The sequence below is a fragment of the Sphingobium sp. RC1 genome (genome assembly GCF_059738765.1).
The window spans coordinates 1,908,682-1,926,528 of sequence record NZ_AP027306.1; the positions used below are offsets into that span (position 1 = coordinate 1,908,682).

Sequence of the window (17,847 nt, forward strand, 5' to 3'; positions counted from 1 at the left end):
CGCGGCGCTCAATCCGCGCCGAAAGGCTGGGCGCCCGTGACGGCGCCGCTGGGATCGATGGTCAATTTCTGGATGCGAGCCTCCGCCGCCTGCAAACGTTCAAGGCAGCGCTTGCGCAGCTCTTCCCCCTGCGCATAGAGCGAGATCGACTCGTCGAGCGGCACATCACCGCTTTCCAGTCGGCGGACAATCGACTCCAGCGCCCGCAGCGCATCCTCAAACGACAATTGGGACAAATCGCCCGGCTCTGTCTTGCTGTCTTCGGCCATGCCCCATGCATTGGCGAGCGCAAGTGGCCGGGTCAAGCCTGCACCACGCCGCAAGGCCGATTCCGGGCCTGCTTGCAACAAAAGCGTCATCGAAACTCGCACAAGACTGGAGGGATTTTGGCAGTTTTGCGTTGACGCTCGCGCCAGCAAGTGCACATAGAAGGACCGCTATGAAATATTATCTCCCCCTGATTTCCGCCGTTGCTCTCAGCATGCTCTCCGCTTGCAACAAAAATGATGAACCCGAAGTCGTCGGCGGCCCTGCCGATCCGATGGCTCAACAGCTCGCCAATGCCGCGCCTGTCGAACTGCCGCCTTCTGTGAAGGTAAGCCGCCAGTATCGCTGCAAGGATAACAGCCTCATTTTCGTCGACTTCCTCAGCGACGATAAGACCGCCAACCTGCGCACTGAAAAGAACGGCGCGCCGACAAAGCTCGTCGCCCCCGAAGCTGGCAAGCCCTTCACAGCCGAAGGCGGCTATTCGGTCGATGGCAGCGGCAAGCAGATCACCGCCACCCTTCCGGGCAAAAGCGGCGTTAGCTGCAAAGCCTGATCAACATTTCCATGTCTTTCACAGGCCGGGCTCAACAGCCCGGCCTTTTTCATTTCCCTATCCTGCCGACCAGTTCGGGCTCACCAACCTCTACGGGGTCAGGACCAAAGCGGTTGGAACCGCGCGTCCCGCTCATGATGAAGAAGACCAGCAAAACCAGGCTTCCGATCAGCGGGAAGAAAATGATCAGCAGCCACAAACCGCTTCGATCCGTGTCATGCAACCGTCGCACTGCCACGGCGAGCCATGGGATTAGAATGGCCAGGCCGAACAGGCCGGTGAGCGGACCTCCCCGCGTGTGATAGCCGGTATCGAACCACCAGGGGCCGCGCCGTACCCAATGTTCGGTGGTGCTGAGGCCCAGCAGCCCTTCGACAATGCCAATCGCGATGAAGCAAAGCAGAAGGAAGAGGATGAACATCCAATATTCCTTGGGCCGCGCACGGCCGGAAAAACGGGCGTAGCGGCGAAGCGGCAACAACATCCATTCCATATGTCCCGTCCTCCGATCGGTGATCCAACGCATATAAATAGCATGTTTTCCCGAGTTCAGCCGCGCGAGGATTGTCTATCCGCCCCTCCCCGGCTAAAGGCGCGCTCATGTCGACCGCAGCCACTCAGATCACCCCGGAAATCGTCGCCGAACATGGCCTTTCGCCGGAAGAATATGACCGCGTTCTGAACGCCCTCGGCCGTGAGCCGAATCTGACGGAACTGGGCATCTTCTCGGTCATGTGGTCGGAGCATTGCTCCTACAAGTCGAGCCGCATCCACCTGAAAAAGCTGCCGACGGAAGGCCCGCAAGTCATCTGCGGTCCCGGCGAGAATGCGGGCGTCGTCGATATCGGCGATGGGCAAGCCGCAATCTTCAAGATGGAGAGCCACAACCACCCGTCCTATATCGAACCCTATCAGGGCGCGGCGACGGGCGTTGGCGGCATCCTGCGCGACGTCTTCACCATGGGCGCGCGTCCAGTGGCGAACATGAACGCGCTGCGCTTTGGCCGCCCCGATCATCCGAAGATGAAGCACCTCATCAGCGGCGTGGTGCATGGCATCGGCGGCTATGGCAATTGCGTCGGCGTGCCGACGGTAGGCGGCGAGGTGAATTTCCATCCAGCCTATGACGGCAACATCCTGGTCAATGCGATGACCGTGGGCGTCGCGGACACGGACAAGATTTTCTATTCGGCTGCCAGCGGCATCGGCAATCCGATCGTCTATGTGGGGTCCAAGACCGGCCGTGACGGCATCCATGGCGCGACCATGGCGTCGGCCGATTTCGGGGACGATGCGGACGCCAAGCGCCCGACCGTGCAGGTCGGCGACCCTTTTACCGAAAAGCTGCTGATCGAAGCCTGCCTTGAACTCATGGCATCGGACGCAATCGTCGCCATCCAGGACATGGGCGCGGCGGGCCTCACCTCCTCCTCGGTCGAAATGGCGTCAAAGGGTGGCGTCGGCATTCAGCTTAACATGGACGACGTGCCGCAGCGGGAAACCGGCATGACGGCCTATGAAATGATGCTCTCGGAAAGCCAGGAGCGCATGCTCATGGTGCTCCAGCCGGGCAAGGAAGCTTTCGCCGAAGCCATTTTCCGGAAGTGGGAGCTGGATTTCGCCGTGATCGGCCATGTAACCGACACGGGCCGCATGGTTCTGGTGCACAAGGGCGAAACGGTGTGCGACATCCCACTTGCCCCGCTGGCCGACGACGCCCCGCTCTACGATCGCCCGTCGATGCCGAAGGACGAATATAAGGCTTGGTCCGGCGTCCAGCCGCTGGGCGAAATCGCTGAAAGCGCGGACATCGGCGCCGATCTCGTCAAGCTGATGGGTTCCCCCGACATCGCCAGCCGCCGCTGGATCTGGGAGCAATATGACCACATGGTCGGCGCCGACACGGTGCAGCGCCCCGGCGGCGACGCCGCAGTGGTGCGCGTCCACGGCTCGCAAAAGGGAATCGCGATCAGCACTGATTGCACCCCGCGCTATTGCTATGCCGATCCTTATGAGGGCGGAAAGCAGGCAATCGCCGAATGCTATCGCAACATCTCGGCCGTTGGCGCGACCCCGCTTGCCGTCACCAACTGCCTGAACTTCGCCAATCCACAGCGTCCGGAAATCATGGCGCAGCTCACCGGCTGTCTGGAAGGCATGGGCGACGCCTGCCGCGCGCTCGACTTCCCCATCGTGTCGGGCAACGTCTCTCTCTACAATGAATCGAAGGCGACGGGCGGCGGCTCGGCAATCCTGCCCACTCCCGCAATCGGCGGCATTGGCCTGTTGAAGGACGTCGATGTGATGGCGACCGTTGCTTTCAAGCAGGAAGGCGATGCAATCTGGCTGATCGGCGGCGAAGGCACACATCTCGGCCAGTCCATTTGGCTGCGGGAAATTCAAGGCCGCGAAGCTGGCGACGCGCCGAAGGTAGACTTGGCCGCCGAACGAACCAATGCCGAAGCTGTCCGCACGTTGATCGCGCAAGGCAAGGTCAATGCCGTTCATGATATTTCAGATGGCGGCCTGCTGGTTACCATCGCCGAAATGGCTCTGGCAGGCGGAATCGGCGCGCAGCTCGACATCGAATGGAACACCGCAGCGGCCTTTGGCGAAGATCAGGGCCGCTATATCGTAACAGCGGCGGCCGGTACGGAGATTTCCGGGGCAGTCAGGATCGGCACTGTCGGCGGCGACAATGTGGCGGGCGTGAATCTCGCTGACCTACGCTCTGCGCACGAGGGCTTCTTCCCCAACCTGATGGACGCGGAACTGTAAGAGCTAATGCACATGGCTCCTGCCCAGCAGGAGCCATGTCAGGCAGGCCGGGTCACCCGTCCGAACAATATCTGATAGGCGTCAGTGCCATCTCCGGCATCGAATGCCGCCATCACCTTCTTCAGTTCTTTCGGCGAAAGCGGTTTCCAGCCTTCGCTCGACACCACCGCACCAATGCCTTTCAAATGAGCAATCAGGCCGCGTGCGCCGTTGCAATTGAGCGAACAAGTTTCATCGAAGGCGAAGGCATCCTCATATCGGCGCAGCATTGAGGACAGGTCATCGAGCGAGGGGTAATTGGGCACACCGGGAACAAGGTCGCAAGCCTGATGAGCTGCTCGCCATTGACCAAAGCTATCCTTTCCCATGGTAGAAAAGATCAGGCTGCCCCCCGGTCTCAACAGCGCCACCAGGCGAGCGATGGCCTCTTCCAGGTCATCGAACCATTGAAAGGCGAGGCTCGACAGGATGAGGTCGAACCACTCTCCCTCGAACGGCGGCGCTTCGCCATCCATGGCAAGAAAAGTCCCCGCGACGAACGCCCCTGTAGCCGTTCGAGCCAGCATTTCCGGAGAAAGATCGGTGACCAACAACTCCGCCTTCGGCCAGCGCTGCTGAATATCGCGAGTCAGCAGGCCCGTGCCGCAACCGATCTCGAGGATACGGCCCACCCCGCCGGGCTTCTGCCGCTGAGCAAGGTCGGCGACCAGCGCCGCTGCTGCGCGTTGGGGACCGGCATGATCTTCGTAATGATCGGCCGCCGCGCCGAATGCTTCGCTTATCCGTTGCTTGCGGCCGCTGTTCATGGCTAGTCGCATGACAGAGCCCCGCCGACTTTGCCAGCGTCTTTAAGGAACCTCGCCGCATGCATCCCCCTTCATCCCGGATTGCCGCCATGGACGTGCTGCGCGGGTGCGCCGTCATGGGCATATTGTGGATGAACATTAGCGCCTTTGCCCTGCCGCAAACGGCTTATTTCAATCCGACCGCTGTTGGCCCGCTGTCCGTCGGCGATAAACTGTTCTGGCTCATCAGCTTCCTGTTTTTCGACGGAAAGATGCGGGCTCTTTTTTCCATATTGTTCGGCGCGTCCATGCTGCTGCTTATTGATCGGGAGGAGATGGAGGGGCGTGATGGACATCGGGCGCAAATCGTCCGGGCGGCTTGGCTGTTCGTCTTCGGCCTTGCCCATTATCTACTGCTGTGGGCGGGCGACATATTGATGAACTATGCCCTGATCGGGCTGATCGCGATGCTGTTCGTCCGCAAGGAACCGTTGGCGCTCATCAAATGGGCCTTTTTCTTCTTCCTCGCGCATTTTCTGATCTGCGCGCTGTTCATATTCAGCATCCACGGATGGGCAGACGCGGCCGTCGCACCAAGCGCGACCGCCAGCATCCGGGATAGCTTCGCGCAATATATCGGCCCATTCACCAACCCGGATGATCCAACCATCCGGCAGGAGATCGCCACCTACCGTGGCAGCTTCGCAACCATCCTGAGGCATCATTTGCACCTTTTGCTCCACGATTGGTGGTGGACCTTCTTCATGAGCGCATTCGACACTCTTGGTTTCATGCTCATGGGCATGGCGATGCTGAAGGGCGGCTTCCTGACTGGACGATGGGAAGCAGAGCAATATTGGCGCACTGCCCGCCATTGTTTCCTGGTCGGATTGCCACCCATGGTGGCGCTCGCGGGCTGGCTGCTCTGGCGAAACTTCCCTGTTGTCCCGTCCATAGGCGCGTCGCTTGCCTGGTCATTTCCTTTCCGCATCCCGCTTGCGGCAGGCTGGGCGGCACTGATCCTGTGGATCTTCACGCGACATCGACAGAGCCGCATGACGATGGCGGTCGCGCGCACGGGGCGCCTGGCTCTCAGCAATTATCTCGGCACCAGCCTCATCATGTGCGCTGTTTTCTATGGATGGGGACTAGGGCTATTTTCGCATCTCCGGCCGTTGGAACTGCCGCTGGTGGTGCTGTGTGGATGGCTGTTCATGCTTGTCTGGTCGACCGCCTGGCTCTCTCGATTCGCCGTGGGACCATTGGAATGGCTGTGGCGAAGTTTGGCTCGCGGGAAATCGCAAAAGATTCGCAACAGCATCTAATATTCTATTGCGACCCATTATCATTTCAGATATTTCCCGAGTCAGGGAGAGCCTCATGGTCGTCTGTGTCTGCAATGCCATTCGCGAAAAGGATCTGAAGGAAGCCGTGCGGAGCGGCGCGGATACCCCTTGCAGCGCCTATGCTCGCCTCGGCCGTCGGCCCAAATGCGGCCAATGCGTACCTTTCGCCCGCACGCTGATAGCTGCCGAACGCGCGACCGCCTGATCCGATTGCGTGACATCCGCAGCCCCCCTTCTGACGCGAACTTGACGCAATAGCGTCTAGTAAAATCCCCGTTTTTCGAGCGTTTCCGGTTAACAAAAGCCCGTGACGGCATTATAGTTACGGCTTCATTCCAATAGCCTGAGGACAACGCCATGAAGGGTGACTCCAAGGTCATCGACTATCTCAACGAGGTCCTCAAGAATGAGCTGACCGCGATCAATCAATATTTCCTGCATTACCGGATGCTCGATCATTGGGGCATCGAGAAGCTCGCCAAATTCGAATATGAAGAGTCGATCGATGAGATGAAGCATGCCGACAAGGTGGCGGAACGCATCCTCTTCCTCGACGGCTTGCCCAATTTCCAGCTGCTTGGCCGCCTGAAAATCGGTGAAACGGTCGAAGAGGTACTGAAGGCCGACCTTGAGTTGGAATATGAAGCACTTCCCGTTCTGAAGGATGCCATCGCCTATTGCGAGACAGTGCGCGATTATGTCAGCCGCGATCTGTTCCAGTCGATCCTCGAAAGCGAGGAAGAGCATGTCGATACGCTGGAAACCCAGTTCGAAATGATCGAACGCATGGGCATTCAGAACTACATTCAGCTGCAGAGCAAGGCCAGAGAAGAGTGATTCGGCGGGCGGGCCACGCCGTTAGCCCGCCCTATTTCAGATCAGCGAATCGAGCAGGCCAATCAACGGCAGGTCCGCCGGCGGCATATCCAGCGCATACATCAGGTTGGGCCTGACCCATTTAAGCTCCGTGGCATGCCGCGCCTCGGGCAGGCCCTCCCATTTTCGGCAAACATAGAGCAGAAGCAAGAGGTGCCGGTCGCCGAGCGGCTCGCTGGCAAAAGCCGCGGGCGCGAGGCAACTGGTGTGGGTACGGATCCCCAGTTCTTCTTCCAGTTCGCGGACCAGTGCAGCCTCAGGCGCTTCGCTCGCCTCCACCTTTCCCCCGGGAAATTCCCACAAGCTCGCCATCGCTTTGCCAGGCGGTCGTTGCTGTAGCAGCACCCGGCCATCCGCATCGACAAGTGCGGCGGCCACTACCAACAAGGGATCAATTATCGTCATATGCGTCCAGCAAAGGGGTTTGTTAACTCTGGCTCTTTTACAAGGCTAAACGGGACTGTCTGCAATAAACGGGTGATGCAATGCGCGGGTTGATCAAAAACCTATCCCGACCGGGGTTGTTGCAGTGTCAACGGGGAGCAACCGCAGTCGAATATGGGCTGATCCTGGCCTTGGTCTGTCTGGCCGCACTCGCGGCGATATCGAATGTCGCAAACAAAACCACTCGCATGTGGAACAACGTCGCCGCAGAGGTTCTCGCGCATTAACCATCAATATCTGACACTTCCTTCGCGCCATTAAATCTTTGTCAACCTAACTCCCATAAACCGTCCATAGCTGACCTATTTCAAGCGGGGCGGCCGGGTAGTTAAACGGGATTTTTTCTAGTCAAGGAGACTTCACATGAAGTTCGTTCGCAAGATGCTGAAGAATGAAAAGGGTGCAACGGCCATCGAGTATGGCCTGATCGCAGCTCTGATCGCTGTCGCCGCCATCGGCGCAATGACCAGCCTCGGCGGCAAGCTAACCAACACCTTCAACAAAGTTTCGAACAACATGGGTTGATTTTGGAACGATAGAAAAAAGGCGGCCGGAGCAATCCCGCCGCCTTTTTTTGTGCATCTTCGTCACTATCTGGATTGCCCGCTGCTGACCACGGACGGAAGGTACTACGAGAACGGCGCGACACTGATCGCGCCACCCATCAACGCTAATTCCCTCTTCATGTCTCCTCCAGACATGCTCAACCTGTTACCGGGACGAAACGACGTTCCGGTGAATGTTCCCAGAGAGCAATCTTAGATCAAGCGCCGATGGCGAGGAACTTATCAGCCCGATCAGTACGAAGATCCTGCGCGCTCAACCCGGCCAGGGAATCCAACTCTTCGCCAATGGCGGCACCTAGGCTGGCGATCGCCTGCACCGGCTCACGATGCGCGCCGCCGATGGGCTCCGCGATGATCCGGTCGATGACGCCCAAATCCTTAAGATGCTGGGCGGTAACCTGCATGGCAGTGGCGGCATCGCTCGCCTTGTTGGCAGTCCGCCACAGGATCGATGCGCAGCCTTCGGGGGAAATGACCGAATAGACCGCATGTTCGAACATCAACACCCGGTTCGCGGCGGCCAACGCCACCGCGCCGCCGGAGCCACCCTCACCTACTACCGCAGCGACCATGGGCACACCCAAGGCCAAGCACTGTTCGGTCGAGCGGGCAATCGCCTCAGCCTGACCGCGCTCTTCCGCCTGTACGCCAGGGAACGCGCCCGATGTGTCAACCAATGTGACGACCGGCAGCCCAAAACGGTCAGCCAATTGCATCAGGCGGATCGCCTTGCGATAGCCTTCAGGCTTCGCCATCCCAAAATTATGACGAACGCGGCTGGCGGTGTCGTCACCCTTTTCATGACCGATCACCATGACGCGGCGGTCACCCAGCATCGCCAGACCGCCAATGATCGCCTGATCATCCGAAAACGCGCGGTCACCAGCAAGGGGCATGAAATTGTCGAACATGCCCGCGACATAATCCTTGAAGTGCGGGCGGTCGGGATGACGGGCAACCTGGGTCTTCTGCCAAGGCGTCAGCTTGGCATATGTGTCCACAAGCACCTTGGTCGCGCGCTGTTCAAGCTTATCGATCTCGTCGCCGATATCGATGTCACCGGCGCTGGCCGTCGCGCGCAATTCGATGACACGCGCCTCTAGCTCGGCGATAGGTTTTTCAAATTCCAGAAAGCTAACCATGGCCGACGGCGTTAGGGGGCAGACGCTTCTTCGTCAACGAAACGATGGCGCATTGTCGCCAGCGGATGACGGCTATTGACCAGTTCGACCAGTCGGCGGCTATCGACATGCGTGTAGATTTGGGTCGTTCCGATATCGGCATGGCCAAGCATCGACTGCAACGCGCGCAGGTCCGCTCCCCCTTCCAGCAGGTGCGTGGCGAAGGCATGGCGCAGCACATGGGGACTGACCCGCTGTGGAGCGATACCGGCCGCGGCGGCCAGTTGCTTCACCAGCTGATAGAGCCGAATGCGGCTGAGATAAGTTTTTCCCGACGGGAACAGCCAGGGACTTTCCGCAGGGACATGCGGCAACCACGTGGAAACGGCGGCCCGCGCCCGATCCGATATCGGCACCAGTCGCTCGCGCGCGCCCTTGCCCTTCAAAATCAGGAACGGCCGATCCGCTGCCAGCGCGCGACGGGGCAAGGATACCAGTTCGGTAGCCCGTAAACCGGAACCGTATAACAGCTCGATCAGGGCGGACAGACGAAGATCCAACGCGCTGGGATGCTCGACCGCCAGTTTCTGTTGGATCAAAGCAAAGAGTGATTCGACTTCTTGCGCCGACAATATCTTTGGCAGGGACCTGCGCGTTGCGGGGCGTGGCAGCGCCGTGGAGGGATTGTCGGCCCGCAGCCCCTCTTCTTCCAGAAAGCCGTAAAATGCGCGCAGTGCCGAGACTTTTCGCGCAACGGACGAAGCCGCCAGCTCTGCCCAGGCTGTGGCCAATCCCGCAACGGTTTCCTTCGTCGCGATCGAAAGGCCACCCAAAATCGCCGCCGCGCCTTCCAGGTCGGCGCGGTAGGCCAGCAAGGTGTTGCGCGACGCCCCTCGTTCAGCCGCCACCATTTCCAGAAAACGACCGATCAGCGCGCCATCTTCGCCCATGGGATTAAATCCGCGTAATCGCCTCCGCCGCGATCATCCGCGCTTCGGGATCAAGCCCGACCTGATGCAGAGCAGCGACGATATGATAGAGATGAGCGGGTGGCAGACGATTCCACTCTGCCGTTTGCATGCCCACTGCCGCGAGCAGGGCGACGGTGGCTTTCTCCCCCCTCGCCGCCGCCTGATGGATCGCCCTCGCCCACCGGCTATTCGCCGCCAGGTTGAGCCCCTTATCCTGCGCCAATGAAGCGCTTGCCTGCGCATTGATGCGAGCAAGGCCTGCCAGCGCAGCAATCAGTATCTGGCCTTTTTCCGCGCCAGCTTCGTCCGCGAAGGAAGAAATCCGCCCTTCGCTAATATCGACAACTGAACTGGGCGCGCCGACCGCCAGCAACGCCCAGAGGTCGCCAGCGCCATCCCCCTCCGCCTGACGGGCCACCCCGCTCCAGTGCGCCGCGCTGCGATCATAACCTGCGGTCAGCATGGCCGCGACCAGGTTGGCGGCCTCTCTCGCATCGATGTTTGCGACCGGCAAAGCGGCGGCGGCTTTGGCCGTGGCGATCAGGCCGACATAATCAGGCCTGCTATTGTCCCGCCACAGCGTCCGCATCGCCTGGACCCGTTCTTCGGACGAGCCACCACGATAGGCGGTGCGGAGCGCGTCGACCCGGTCGGCAATTTCGGGCGACGCGTCGCCGTCAGCGCCAAGCTGACTGTAAAATCCTACCAAAGCCTGGCTCGAAAACACGCCAAGTTGGGCCGCCGCCTCGCTGCCTGGCAGGCGACGAACCGCGCTGAGCGCAGGCGCGCGCGCTTCCCACGCGCGGACATGGCGCCCGGCGGTGGCATATAGCGATTCGGGGATTTCCACATTGAGCGCGGTTGCCAGGCCAAAGCGCCATGCCGTCAGCCCATCGACCCCATCCCATTCGATCTTCACTGATCGCCGCGCGTCAAATCCGGTGCCCACGACCTTTTCCGCGAGCCGATAATCTATGCCGCGCACCACGCCGCGCCGCTGGGCCTGATTGAGCGCAGCGCTCGCCGACCCCTGATCGCCCGACAATGCCGGGCAGATCGCCCGCGTCATGTCCCACCCCGGCTCCTTGCTGTGACGCAGCGCGCCAGCCGACAGAGGGCACAGGCCAGCCGGATCCGCCGTGGCCAGATAAGTCTGCATGGCCACCGCATAGAGGCGTGGCGTGAACTTGTCCGAATCGACGCTCTGCACCAGCAGCCGCGCGCTATCCGCCTCACCCATGCGCAGCAGCAACCAGGCCCGCTCCGCAACCCAGTCGGCGCCGTCGATATCACGAGGCGTGTCGGTCGCGGAGAGCAGCGCACGCCGCAACAGGATAGAGGCCCAGCGCGACGTGATCGGCGCCCGCATTTCCTTCATCAACGTGGCGAGAAATTGCCCGGACTGCGCGCCGAAGGCATCAGGCGCCATGCCACGCCGTTCGGGCGTCAGCGGTCCAATCCGGTCCAGCGACCGATGCGCGCCTTCAGGAAGGTCATATTTCTGCTTTTGCGCCGCCAGCTCTTCTTCTGACAGCGCTTCCTCTGGACCATTTCCCACTGCATTGTCTGCAGGAGCCATGGCGCTGCCGGACGGCAAGGGCTGAATCATCGGAACGGGAGCAGCCGGACTTGCCGGTCGCGGCGTTTGCGATCCGGCGGCGGGTGGCGTCTCGGGCGCCTCTCCAAAGCCGGGGGGCAGGAGCGATTCAGGCGACTCCTGCGCAATCACCGGCAGCGTGAGAGCGAGCGCAAGCGTTCCAAGCGCCCATTTCGCATTCAACCGGCCTTGACGCATGCCTTTATTTGCCCAGCTTTTCGGCGGGAATGGCCTTTTCCACTCGCTGCTGCGGCCGTTCTCCGCCGCGCGACCAGAGCAGCGCGACCAGACCGATCACCAGGACGATCAGGACAATGGGAATGATGGGCAAGCGCGTGCCGCGACGACGCGAACCGCTCTCGAAGGTGCTGAAGGAACGATTGCTTCTCATGAATCCTTGTGCGGCCGAGCCGTGAAGTTGAGGAAAGTTGCGATTTGCCTCTGCGACGGGGGGATGTATAGCCCCCTCCGCAATGCAGCGAAACAGCAAATCCGTGCCTCCGCAGTCAAAGCGCGGTTCCATCGTCCTCATCGGGATGATGGGCGTCGGCAAATCGACGGTGGGACGCCGGTTGGCGGCGCGGCTTGGCCTTGCCTTCGTAGATGCGGATGAAGAGATCGAAAAGGCCGCTGGCATGACGATTTCGGAAATGTTCGAACGCTATGGCGAAGGATATTTTCGCGATGGCGAACGCCGGGTGATCGCCCGGTTGCTGGACGATGAGCCAAAGGTGATCGCAACCGGCGGCGGCGCGTTCATGCAGGAAGAGACACGCGCGCTTATCCTCGATCAGGGGACTGCGATATGGCTCGACGCCGACATCGACACTTTGGTCGATCGGGTGTCGCGGCGGGAAGGACGTCCTCTCTTGAAGGGCAAGGATCCTCGCGTCGTGCTGACTGAACTGGCGGCGGTGCGCAATCCTGTCTACGCCCTCGCGCCCATTCATGTGAAGAGCATCGCCGCCCCGCACGAAGTGGCGGTCGAGCGCATCCTGGAGAAACTGGCCGCATGGCAATAGTTCGCGTCGCGCTGGATGCGCGCAGTTACGATATCGTGATCGAACAAGGCGCGCTGGACCGGGCGGCCGATCATCTTGCGCCCTATGCCCGCAGCGGCAGGCTGATCGTCGTGACGGACGCCAATGTCGCCAAGGCGCAGCTTCCGCGGCTCGAAACCAGCCTGCGCGGCGCCGGTATCGCCGTCGAACCCATCATCCTGCCCGCAGGCGAGCAGACGAAAAGCTGGCGACACCTTGAGCAATTGCTCGATCAATTGCTGGCCCTGGAAGTGGAACGTGGCGATCATGTCGTGGCGCTTGGTGGCGGCGTGATCGGTGATCTCGTCGGGTTCGCCGCGTCCATCCTGAAGCGCGGCTGCCACTTCATCCAGGTGCCAACGACGCTGCTCGCCCAGGTGGATAGCTCAGTCGGCGGCAAGACTGCGATCAACGCGAGCGCGGGCAAGAACCTGATCGGCAGCTTCTATCAACCCAGCCTTGTCCTTATCGACCCATCGACGCTCGACAGCTTGCCCGCGCGCGAGACCCGCGCGGGCTATGCCGAGGTCGTGAAATATGGGCTGATAGATGACCCGGATTTCTTCGTATGGTGTGAAGCCGAGGGTCAGAAGCTCCTGGCAGGCGACCGCGACGCACGCGAATTCGCGATCGAACGAAGCGTTCGCGCAAAAGCCGCCATCGTCGCGGATGACGAACGGGAAACATCCGGTCGCCGCGCACTGCTGAACCTTGGCCATACTTTTGGGCATGCGCTGGAGGCGGATACGGGCTTTTCCGATCTGCTGCTGCATGGCGAAGGCGTGGCGGCGGGCATGGCGCTCGCTTTCCGCTATTCCGCGCGGCTGGGTATATGCGCGACGGAGGATGCGGATCGGGTGACAGCACATCTGAAGTCGGTTGGTCTGCCCCATGATCTTGCAAATGCTCATGTGAAAGCCGACGGCGCCGCTTTGGTTGCTCATATGCTGCACGACAAAAAGATGGCGGCTGGCACCCTCCCCTTCCTGCTGGTGCGGGGGATTGGAAAGACATTCCTGTCAAAGGATGTGGCGCTGGATGATGTGGCCGCGTTCCTCGACGAGGACCGGGCGGACGTTTGAGGTCCAGCGAGTGCGATGCTGCTCCCCTCCCGCAAGCGGGAGGGGCCGGGGGTGGGCCATTGCAACGTGGCCCATTTCAAAAGGCTAGCTTAGAAGCTCGCTACGCTCGGACCCTCCCCTAACCCTTCAAACGAGTCACGTGCCTCGTTTGAACGCCTCCGGGAGGGGACCGTCTTGGAGCACCGCCGCATACAACAAAAAAGGGCGCCCATCGGGCGCCCTCTTCATTCGTTCCAAGAAGGAACCGATTACTTCTTCAGCGTCAGGCCGCCAAAGCGCTTGTTGAAGCGCGCCACCTGGCCGCCTGTATCCAGCTGGCGGTTGCCGCCCGTCCAGGCCGGGTGAGACTTCGGGTCGATGTCGAGCGCCAGCGTGTCGCCTTCCTTGCCCCAGGTCGAACGGGTCTGGAAGGTGGTGCCGTCGGTCATCTGGACGGTGATCAGGTGGTAATCGGGGTGGATATTGGCCTTCATGAGTCTGCTCCGTCAATGGGCCGGTTTCCGACCGGCCATGGATGCGAATTCTTGCGAAGGCGCGCGGTTACATGGGATCACGCGCGAACGCAACCCCTCCCGGCCTTCAGTCCTCCGGCGGATCGGCGATCATCGCGACGAAGTTCGCCTCGGCGCACAGCTTGCCATCCACCGTTGCCTTGCCCACAAACTTGCAGACGCGGCCACGAATCTGAAGCAATTCGACATGCAGGTCCAGCAGGCAACCCGGCTCCACCGGATTGCGGAACTTCGCCCCGTCGATGCTCATGAAATAAACGAGCTTACCCGATCCTCGCAGATCGAGCGTCTCGACCGTCAGCACGCCCGCAGCCTGCGCCATCGCCTCGACGATCAACACACCCGGCATGATTGGCCGACCAGGGAAATGCCCCTGAAAGAACGATTCGTTGATCGACACGGCTTTAACCGCGTGAATCCTCTCTCGCACGACGAGAGAGGCCACGCGGTCGACGAGCAGCATCGGATAGCGGTGCGGCAACGCCGCCATGATGCCACGAATATCGATGGCACCCACGGCGGCGGTGGCCGCTTCAACTTCCCCCGTCATCGCTGCGATCAGCGCGAGGTCGGCTGCTGCGACGGGTTGGCGGGGGCCGCAGCGGCAGGCGTCGGCGCCTGACCACGAGCGCCGCCGGGTTGCCAACCAGCGGGCGGCACGATGCCGACGCTAGGCACCAGCGCGTTGAGTTCGGTCACGACCTGTTGCGTGATGTCAACGGTCGGCTGGTAGGACACGGTGGCGTCGGGTGCCAGGATCAAGTCGACCTTCGCCTTCGTCATCGCCGACTTGAGCGCGTCCGACAGCTTCGCCGAAATCTGCTCTTCGACATAGGCGTTGGCGAGCGCGATCGGCTGGCCCAGGCGCTGCAACTCGGCCTGGCCGTTCTGCCCGGCCTTCTGATAGGCTTCATACTGGGTCTGGATCGCAGGCGTGGGCTTGTTGCCCGCAGCCTTCATCGCCGCTTCAAGTGCGGTGCCCTTGGTCTTCAGATCAGCGTCGATCGCGTTCTTGCGCGCGGTGAAGCTGTCGATCTGAGCCTTGTAGGTCGTCTGAATCTGTGAGCGAGCCGTGGTGTAGGCCGAGCTGGTCGCTACCGCACGCTGCAGGTCTGCAACAGCGATCCCAATCTTCGACTGGGCTGCGGCAGGCACGCTGGTTAGCGCGATGGCAGTCATGGGCGCAAGAGCAAGCGCCGCGGCCTTGAGCATCTTATTCATTAGAATTGAGTCCCTACGTTAAAGCTGATGAGCTGAGTGTCGTCCCCTGGTTCCTTGAGCAGGGCCTTGGCAATGTCGATGCGGAACGGCCCGAACGGCGAGTTCCAGTTGACGCCAAAGCCCACGGAAACACGCGGCTTGAGCGTGTCGCCGAGATAAACTTCTTCAAATCCGGTGCCATCGACATAGGCAGCGGCAAATCCTGTAGGTGCTGGGTCGCATTTCCCGAGCGATGGGGCGCGAACAGTGCTCGCTGACCCAGTTGTGCCCGTGTTGGGGGTTACCTGGCAATAGCCAGCAAACGGAGCTGTGACCGGGTCACGCAGCCCTGCAACTGCACCCGCATCCACGAACACAGAGGGGCGCAATCCCATTTCACGAGCGCCAGATCCCAGCGGAATTTCCACCTCCGCCCTAGCGAGATAGTAAATCCTTCCACCCAGCGCGTCGTCTCTGACGTTATTGTTGCTGGCATCGCGATCGAAGATCTGATTGCCATTGGCATCTAGGACCGGATTTCCATTCGCGTCGTTCTGACCCCGCAGATAGAACCGCTTCACGCGAGGACCAATGCCACGGATATCAAAACCACGAATTTGCGGATTCCCGAGGAAGAACCGATCCGTCAAACGGATCGGGTCAACCAAAGCTCCGCTAGCATCCCGACGATCACCTTCCAGCGAGTGGATATAGCCGCCTTCCGCCGACAGCGAGAAAATGAAGCCACCACCCAACGGCCAGAATTTGGAACCATTAAGTCTCGTGCGGATATATTTGACGCTGCCACCAAGCCCCGCAAAATCCTGATTCAGCACAAGGTTATTTCCTCGCGTGGGGCGGATACGGTTGTCTCGATTATCAAAGATCAGCGAGTAGCCGAGCGAGGAAGTGGTGCGCTTGCCGATGGCGTCGCACAGATAACGACCAGCCAGAATCGGGTCGCACGCACCATTGGTGTAGTAGGTGGCCTTATCCAGACTCACATCATCCAGATTTAGGCTGTAGCGCAGCGCCAGCGACATATATTCGGTGATCGGCACGCCCGCGCGAATTTGGAAACCCGTCGTCGTCTGCTTATATGTCGTATCGCGATCGTTTCCGCTACCCGTGTATCGGAAGCTGTTCAGGTCGCGACGATAGATATCGCCACCCAGCGCGATATTCTTGTCCATGAAATAGGGCTCGGTGAAGCCCACTTCGACCGACTTGGAATAGCTGGAATAATTGACGCTGGTGCGCAATTCCTGGCCCTTGCCACGGAAATTGCGCTGCGTGATCGATGCCGAGACGATGAAGCGCTCAAGCGAGGAGAAGCCCGCCGATAGCGACAGTTCACCCGTCGATTTTTCCTGGACGTTGGTTTCCAGCACGATGCGGTCGGGCGCGGAGCCCGGCTTCTGTTCGATGTCCAGCTTTTCCTGGAAGAAACCAAGCGAGTTGATCCGGTCCTTCGAGCGCTTGACGAGGAAGCTGTTGAACGCGTCACCTTCCGCCAAACGGAATTCGCGGCGGACCACCTTGTCCTGGGTCAGCGTGTTGCCGTTGATGTCCACCCGCTCGACATAGACGCGCGGCGCATTGGCGATACGGAAATTAATCCCCATCGTCAGGCTGTCCTTGTCGCGATTGAAGTCCGGCTGAACGTCCGCGAAGGCATAGCCGAACAGACCCGCCGTCTCGCTCAGCGTATCGACAGTATCCTCGACCTGCTTCGCGTTGTACCAATCGCCCTTTTTCATCGGCAGCGTCTTGGTAAGCGACCCACTCGACAGGTCGCGAATGTCCGACTCCACCTTCACATCACCAAATTTGTAGCGCTTTCCTTCCTCAACCACATAAGTGATGATGAAGTCCTGCTTATCAGGCGTCAGTTCCGCGACCGCCGAAATCACGCGGAAATCGGCATAGCCTTCGGTCAGGTAGAATTGGCGCAGCTTCTGCTGATCATAGGCCAGGCGATCGGGATCGTAGCTGGTGCCCGAGGAGAAGACGCGAAACCAGCGCGACTGCTTCGTCACCATCTGGCTGCGCAGTTCACCGTCTTTGAACTTGTCGTTGCCGATGATGTTGATTTGCCGGACCTTGGACTTCGGCCCTTCGGAAATCTCGAACACGATATCGACGCGATTCTGGTCGAGCTGCACCATCTTGGGCTCGACCGTGGCAGCGAAGCGGCCCTGGCGGCGATATAGTTCAATGATGCGGGCAACGTCCGCGCGCACCTTCGAACGGGTGTAGATCTGACGAGGCGCGAGTTTGATCTCCGGCCGGATCTTATCTTCCTTCAGCCGCTTGTTGCCTTCCAGCACGATGCGGTTGATGACCGGATTTTCCTTCACCTCCAGCGTCAGCGCACCATTGTCGTTGCGGATCTGGACGTCGGCGAACAGCTCGGTTTCATACAGGTCGCGCAGCGCCTGATCGAGCGATTCCTGCGTGAAGGGCTGGCCAATGCGCAGCTTGGTATAGGACAGCACCGTGTCGGGTTCGAGCCGCTGTTGCCCCACCACGCTGATGCTGCGGATGGTTCCCGCAGCCGGTGCCACGGCGGGGACAGGCGCGGGCGCGGCGGGTTGCGGCGCGTCCTGCGCCAGCACGGGAACCGCGGACAGGCCGCCGATCATCGTCGTTGCCAGAAGGGCCGCGACAACCGGGCGCTGTCTCTTGCTGCTCATCATCGCTGTC

The 17,847-nt window shown here is 60.5% G+C and carries 21 protein-coding genes; 9 read left to right on the plus strand and 12 right to left on the minus strand.

Annotation, left to right across the window (positions count from 1 at the left end; all coding sequences use genetic code 11):
* Window positions 1–8: 8 nt before the first annotated feature.
* Window positions 9–269 (minus strand): exodeoxyribonuclease VII small subunit, encoded by a 261-nt coding sequence (locus AC6JBC_RS09395; RefSeq protein WP_196224044.1) that lies wholly within the window; start codon window positions 267–269, stop codon window positions 9–11.
* Between the two features lie 170 nt (window positions 270–439).
* On the opposite strand from AC6JBC_RS09395, the gene AC6JBC_RS09400 reads away from it, so the two are divergent.
* Window positions 440–823, plus strand: a complete 384-nt coding sequence (locus tag AC6JBC_RS09400; protein ID WP_498023948.1) for a hypothetical protein — start codon at window positions 440–442, stop codon at window positions 821–823.
* 49 nt (window positions 824–872) lie between these two features.
* Here AC6JBC_RS09400 and AC6JBC_RS09405 read toward each other — a convergent pair whose 3' ends face one another.
* Entirely contained in the window at window positions 873–1,316 is a 444-nt protein-coding gene (locus AC6JBC_RS09405; protein WP_498023949.1) for a DUF805 domain-containing protein, read from the minus strand.
* Between the two features lie 107 nt (window positions 1,317–1,423).
* Between AC6JBC_RS09405 and purL the strand changes: the two genes are divergently transcribed.
* The gene (gene purL, locus AC6JBC_RS09410) at window positions 1,424–3,601 is read left to right on the plus strand and encodes a phosphoribosylformylglycinamidine synthase subunit PurL (protein ID WP_498023950.1); all 2,178 of its coding nucleotides are present in this window, start codon (window positions 1,424–1,426) and stop codon (window positions 3,599–3,601) included.
* 38 nt (window positions 3,602–3,639) lie between these two features.
* Here the strand turns inward: purL and AC6JBC_RS09415 are convergent, their stop codons facing one another.
* Window positions 3,640–4,407, minus strand: a complete 768-nt coding sequence (locus AC6JBC_RS09415) for a methyltransferase domain-containing protein (protein WP_498023951.1) — start codon at window positions 4,405–4,407, stop codon at window positions 3,640–3,642.
* A gap of 59 nt (window positions 4,408–4,466) precedes the next feature.
* On the opposite strand from AC6JBC_RS09415, the gene AC6JBC_RS09420 reads away from it, so the two are divergent.
* The 3 genes from AC6JBC_RS09420 (at window position 4,467) to bfr (ending at window position 6,569) form a co-directional block, all read left to right on the plus strand.
* A complete protein-coding gene (locus AC6JBC_RS09420) occupies window positions 4,467–5,711 on the plus strand; it encodes a DUF418 domain-containing protein (RefSeq protein ID WP_498023952.1) in 1,245 nt (414 codons plus the stop codon).
* 55 nt (window positions 5,712–5,766) lie between these two features.
* Window positions 5,767–5,937, plus strand: coding sequence for a (2Fe-2S)-binding protein (locus AC6JBC_RS09425; RefSeq protein WP_464794587.1), 171 nt, complete (start codon window positions 5,767–5,769; stop codon window positions 5,935–5,937).
* 152 nt (window positions 5,938–6,089) lie between these two features.
* On the plus strand, window positions 6,090–6,569 hold the full coding sequence (bfr, locus tag AC6JBC_RS09430) for a bacterioferritin (protein WP_498023953.1): 480 nt from the start codon (window positions 6,090–6,092) through the stop codon (window positions 6,567–6,569).
* Window positions 6,570–6,605: 36 nt separating this feature from the next.
* Here bfr and AC6JBC_RS09435 read toward each other — a convergent pair whose 3' ends face one another.
* The gene (locus AC6JBC_RS09435; protein ID WP_498023954.1) at window positions 6,606–7,013 is read right to left on the minus strand and encodes a (deoxy)nucleoside triphosphate pyrophosphohydrolase; all 408 of its coding nucleotides are present in this window, start codon (window positions 7,011–7,013) and stop codon (window positions 6,606–6,608) included.
* Window positions 7,014–7,093: 80 nt separating this feature from the next.
* Here AC6JBC_RS09435 and AC6JBC_RS09440 point away from each other — a divergent pair, with 80 nt between their 5' ends.
* Both AC6JBC_RS09440 and AC6JBC_RS09445 read left to right on the plus strand, forming a co-directional pair.
* Complete coding sequence (locus tag AC6JBC_RS09440) at window positions 7,094–7,279, plus strand: Flp family type IVb pilin (RefSeq protein WP_498023955.1); 186 nt, start codon at window positions 7,094–7,096, stop codon at window positions 7,277–7,279.
* Window positions 7,280–7,415: 136 nt separating this feature from the next.
* Window positions 7,416–7,577, plus strand: a complete 162-nt coding sequence (locus tag AC6JBC_RS09445; protein ID WP_464789063.1) for a Flp family type IVb pilin — start codon at window positions 7,416–7,418, stop codon at window positions 7,575–7,577.
* 238 nt (window positions 7,578–7,815) lie between these two features.
* Here the strand turns inward: AC6JBC_RS09445 and AC6JBC_RS09450 are convergent, their stop codons facing one another.
* The 4 genes from AC6JBC_RS09450 to AC6JBC_RS09465 are packed head-to-tail and all read right to left on the minus strand — an operon-like array spanning window position 7,816 to window position 11,698.
* Window positions 7,816–8,760, minus strand: a complete 945-nt coding sequence (locus tag AC6JBC_RS09450; protein ID WP_464789064.1) for an acetyl-CoA carboxylase carboxyltransferase subunit alpha — start codon at window positions 8,758–8,760, stop codon at window positions 7,816–7,818.
* Window positions 8,761–8,771: 11 nt separating this feature from the next.
* Window positions 8,772–9,689 carry a tyrosine recombinase gene (locus tag AC6JBC_RS09455; protein WP_498023956.1) on the minus strand — a complete coding sequence of 306 codons (918 nt, stop codon included), beginning with the start codon at window positions 9,687–9,689 and terminating at the stop codon, window positions 8,772–8,774.
* Between the two features lie 4 nt (window positions 9,690–9,693).
* Entirely contained in the window at window positions 9,694–11,505 is a 1,812-nt protein-coding gene (locus tag AC6JBC_RS09460; protein ID WP_498023957.1) for a hypothetical protein, read from the minus strand.
* Window positions 11,506–11,509: 4 nt separating this feature from the next.
* Window positions 11,510–11,698: a hypothetical protein gene (locus AC6JBC_RS09465; RefSeq protein ID WP_196224058.1), complete on the minus strand. Its 189-nt coding sequence runs from the start codon at window positions 11,696–11,698 to the stop codon at window positions 11,510–11,512.
* 82 nt (window positions 11,699–11,780) lie between these two features.
* Here AC6JBC_RS09465 and AC6JBC_RS09470 point away from each other — a divergent pair, with 82 nt between their 5' ends.
* Together AC6JBC_RS09470 and aroB are read left to right on the plus strand one after the other, a co-directional pair.
* Window positions 11,781–12,329, plus strand: a complete 549-nt coding sequence (locus AC6JBC_RS09470; RefSeq protein WP_464779851.1) for a shikimate kinase — start codon at window positions 11,781–11,783, stop codon at window positions 12,327–12,329.
* Window positions 12,320–13,429, plus strand: a complete 1,110-nt coding sequence (gene aroB, locus AC6JBC_RS09475) for a 3-dehydroquinate synthase (RefSeq protein WP_498023958.1) — start codon at window positions 12,320–12,322, stop codon at window positions 13,427–13,429. The genes AC6JBC_RS09470 and aroB overlap by 10 nt, the downstream gene beginning before the upstream one ends.
* A 248-nt stretch (window positions 13,430–13,677) precedes the next feature.
* Here the strand turns inward: aroB and rpmE are convergent, their stop codons facing one another.
* The 4 genes from rpmE to bamA form a co-directional block, all read right to left on the minus strand.
* Window positions 13,678–13,902 (minus strand): 50S ribosomal protein L31, encoded by a 225-nt coding sequence (gene rpmE / locus AC6JBC_RS09480; RefSeq protein WP_498023959.1) that lies wholly within the window; start codon window positions 13,900–13,902, stop codon window positions 13,678–13,680.
* A gap of 106 nt (window positions 13,903–14,008) precedes the next feature.
* A complete protein-coding gene (gene fabZ, locus AC6JBC_RS09485) occupies window positions 14,009–14,491 on the minus strand; it encodes a 3-hydroxyacyl-ACP dehydratase FabZ (protein ID WP_464779853.1) in 483 nt (160 codons plus the stop codon).
* Between the two features lie 8 nt (window positions 14,492–14,499).
* On the minus strand, window positions 14,500–15,162 hold the full coding sequence (locus AC6JBC_RS09490) for an OmpH/Skp family outer membrane protein (RefSeq protein WP_498023960.1): 663 nt from the start codon (window positions 15,160–15,162) through the stop codon (window positions 14,500–14,502).
* Window positions 15,162–17,840: an outer membrane protein assembly factor BamA gene (gene bamA / locus AC6JBC_RS09495; RefSeq protein ID WP_498023961.1), complete on the minus strand. Its 2,679-nt coding sequence runs from the start codon at window positions 17,838–17,840 to the stop codon at window positions 15,162–15,164. Before bamA ends, AC6JBC_RS09490 begins: the two co-directional genes overlap by 1 nt.
* Between the last annotated feature and the right edge of the window lie 7 nt (window positions 17,841–17,847).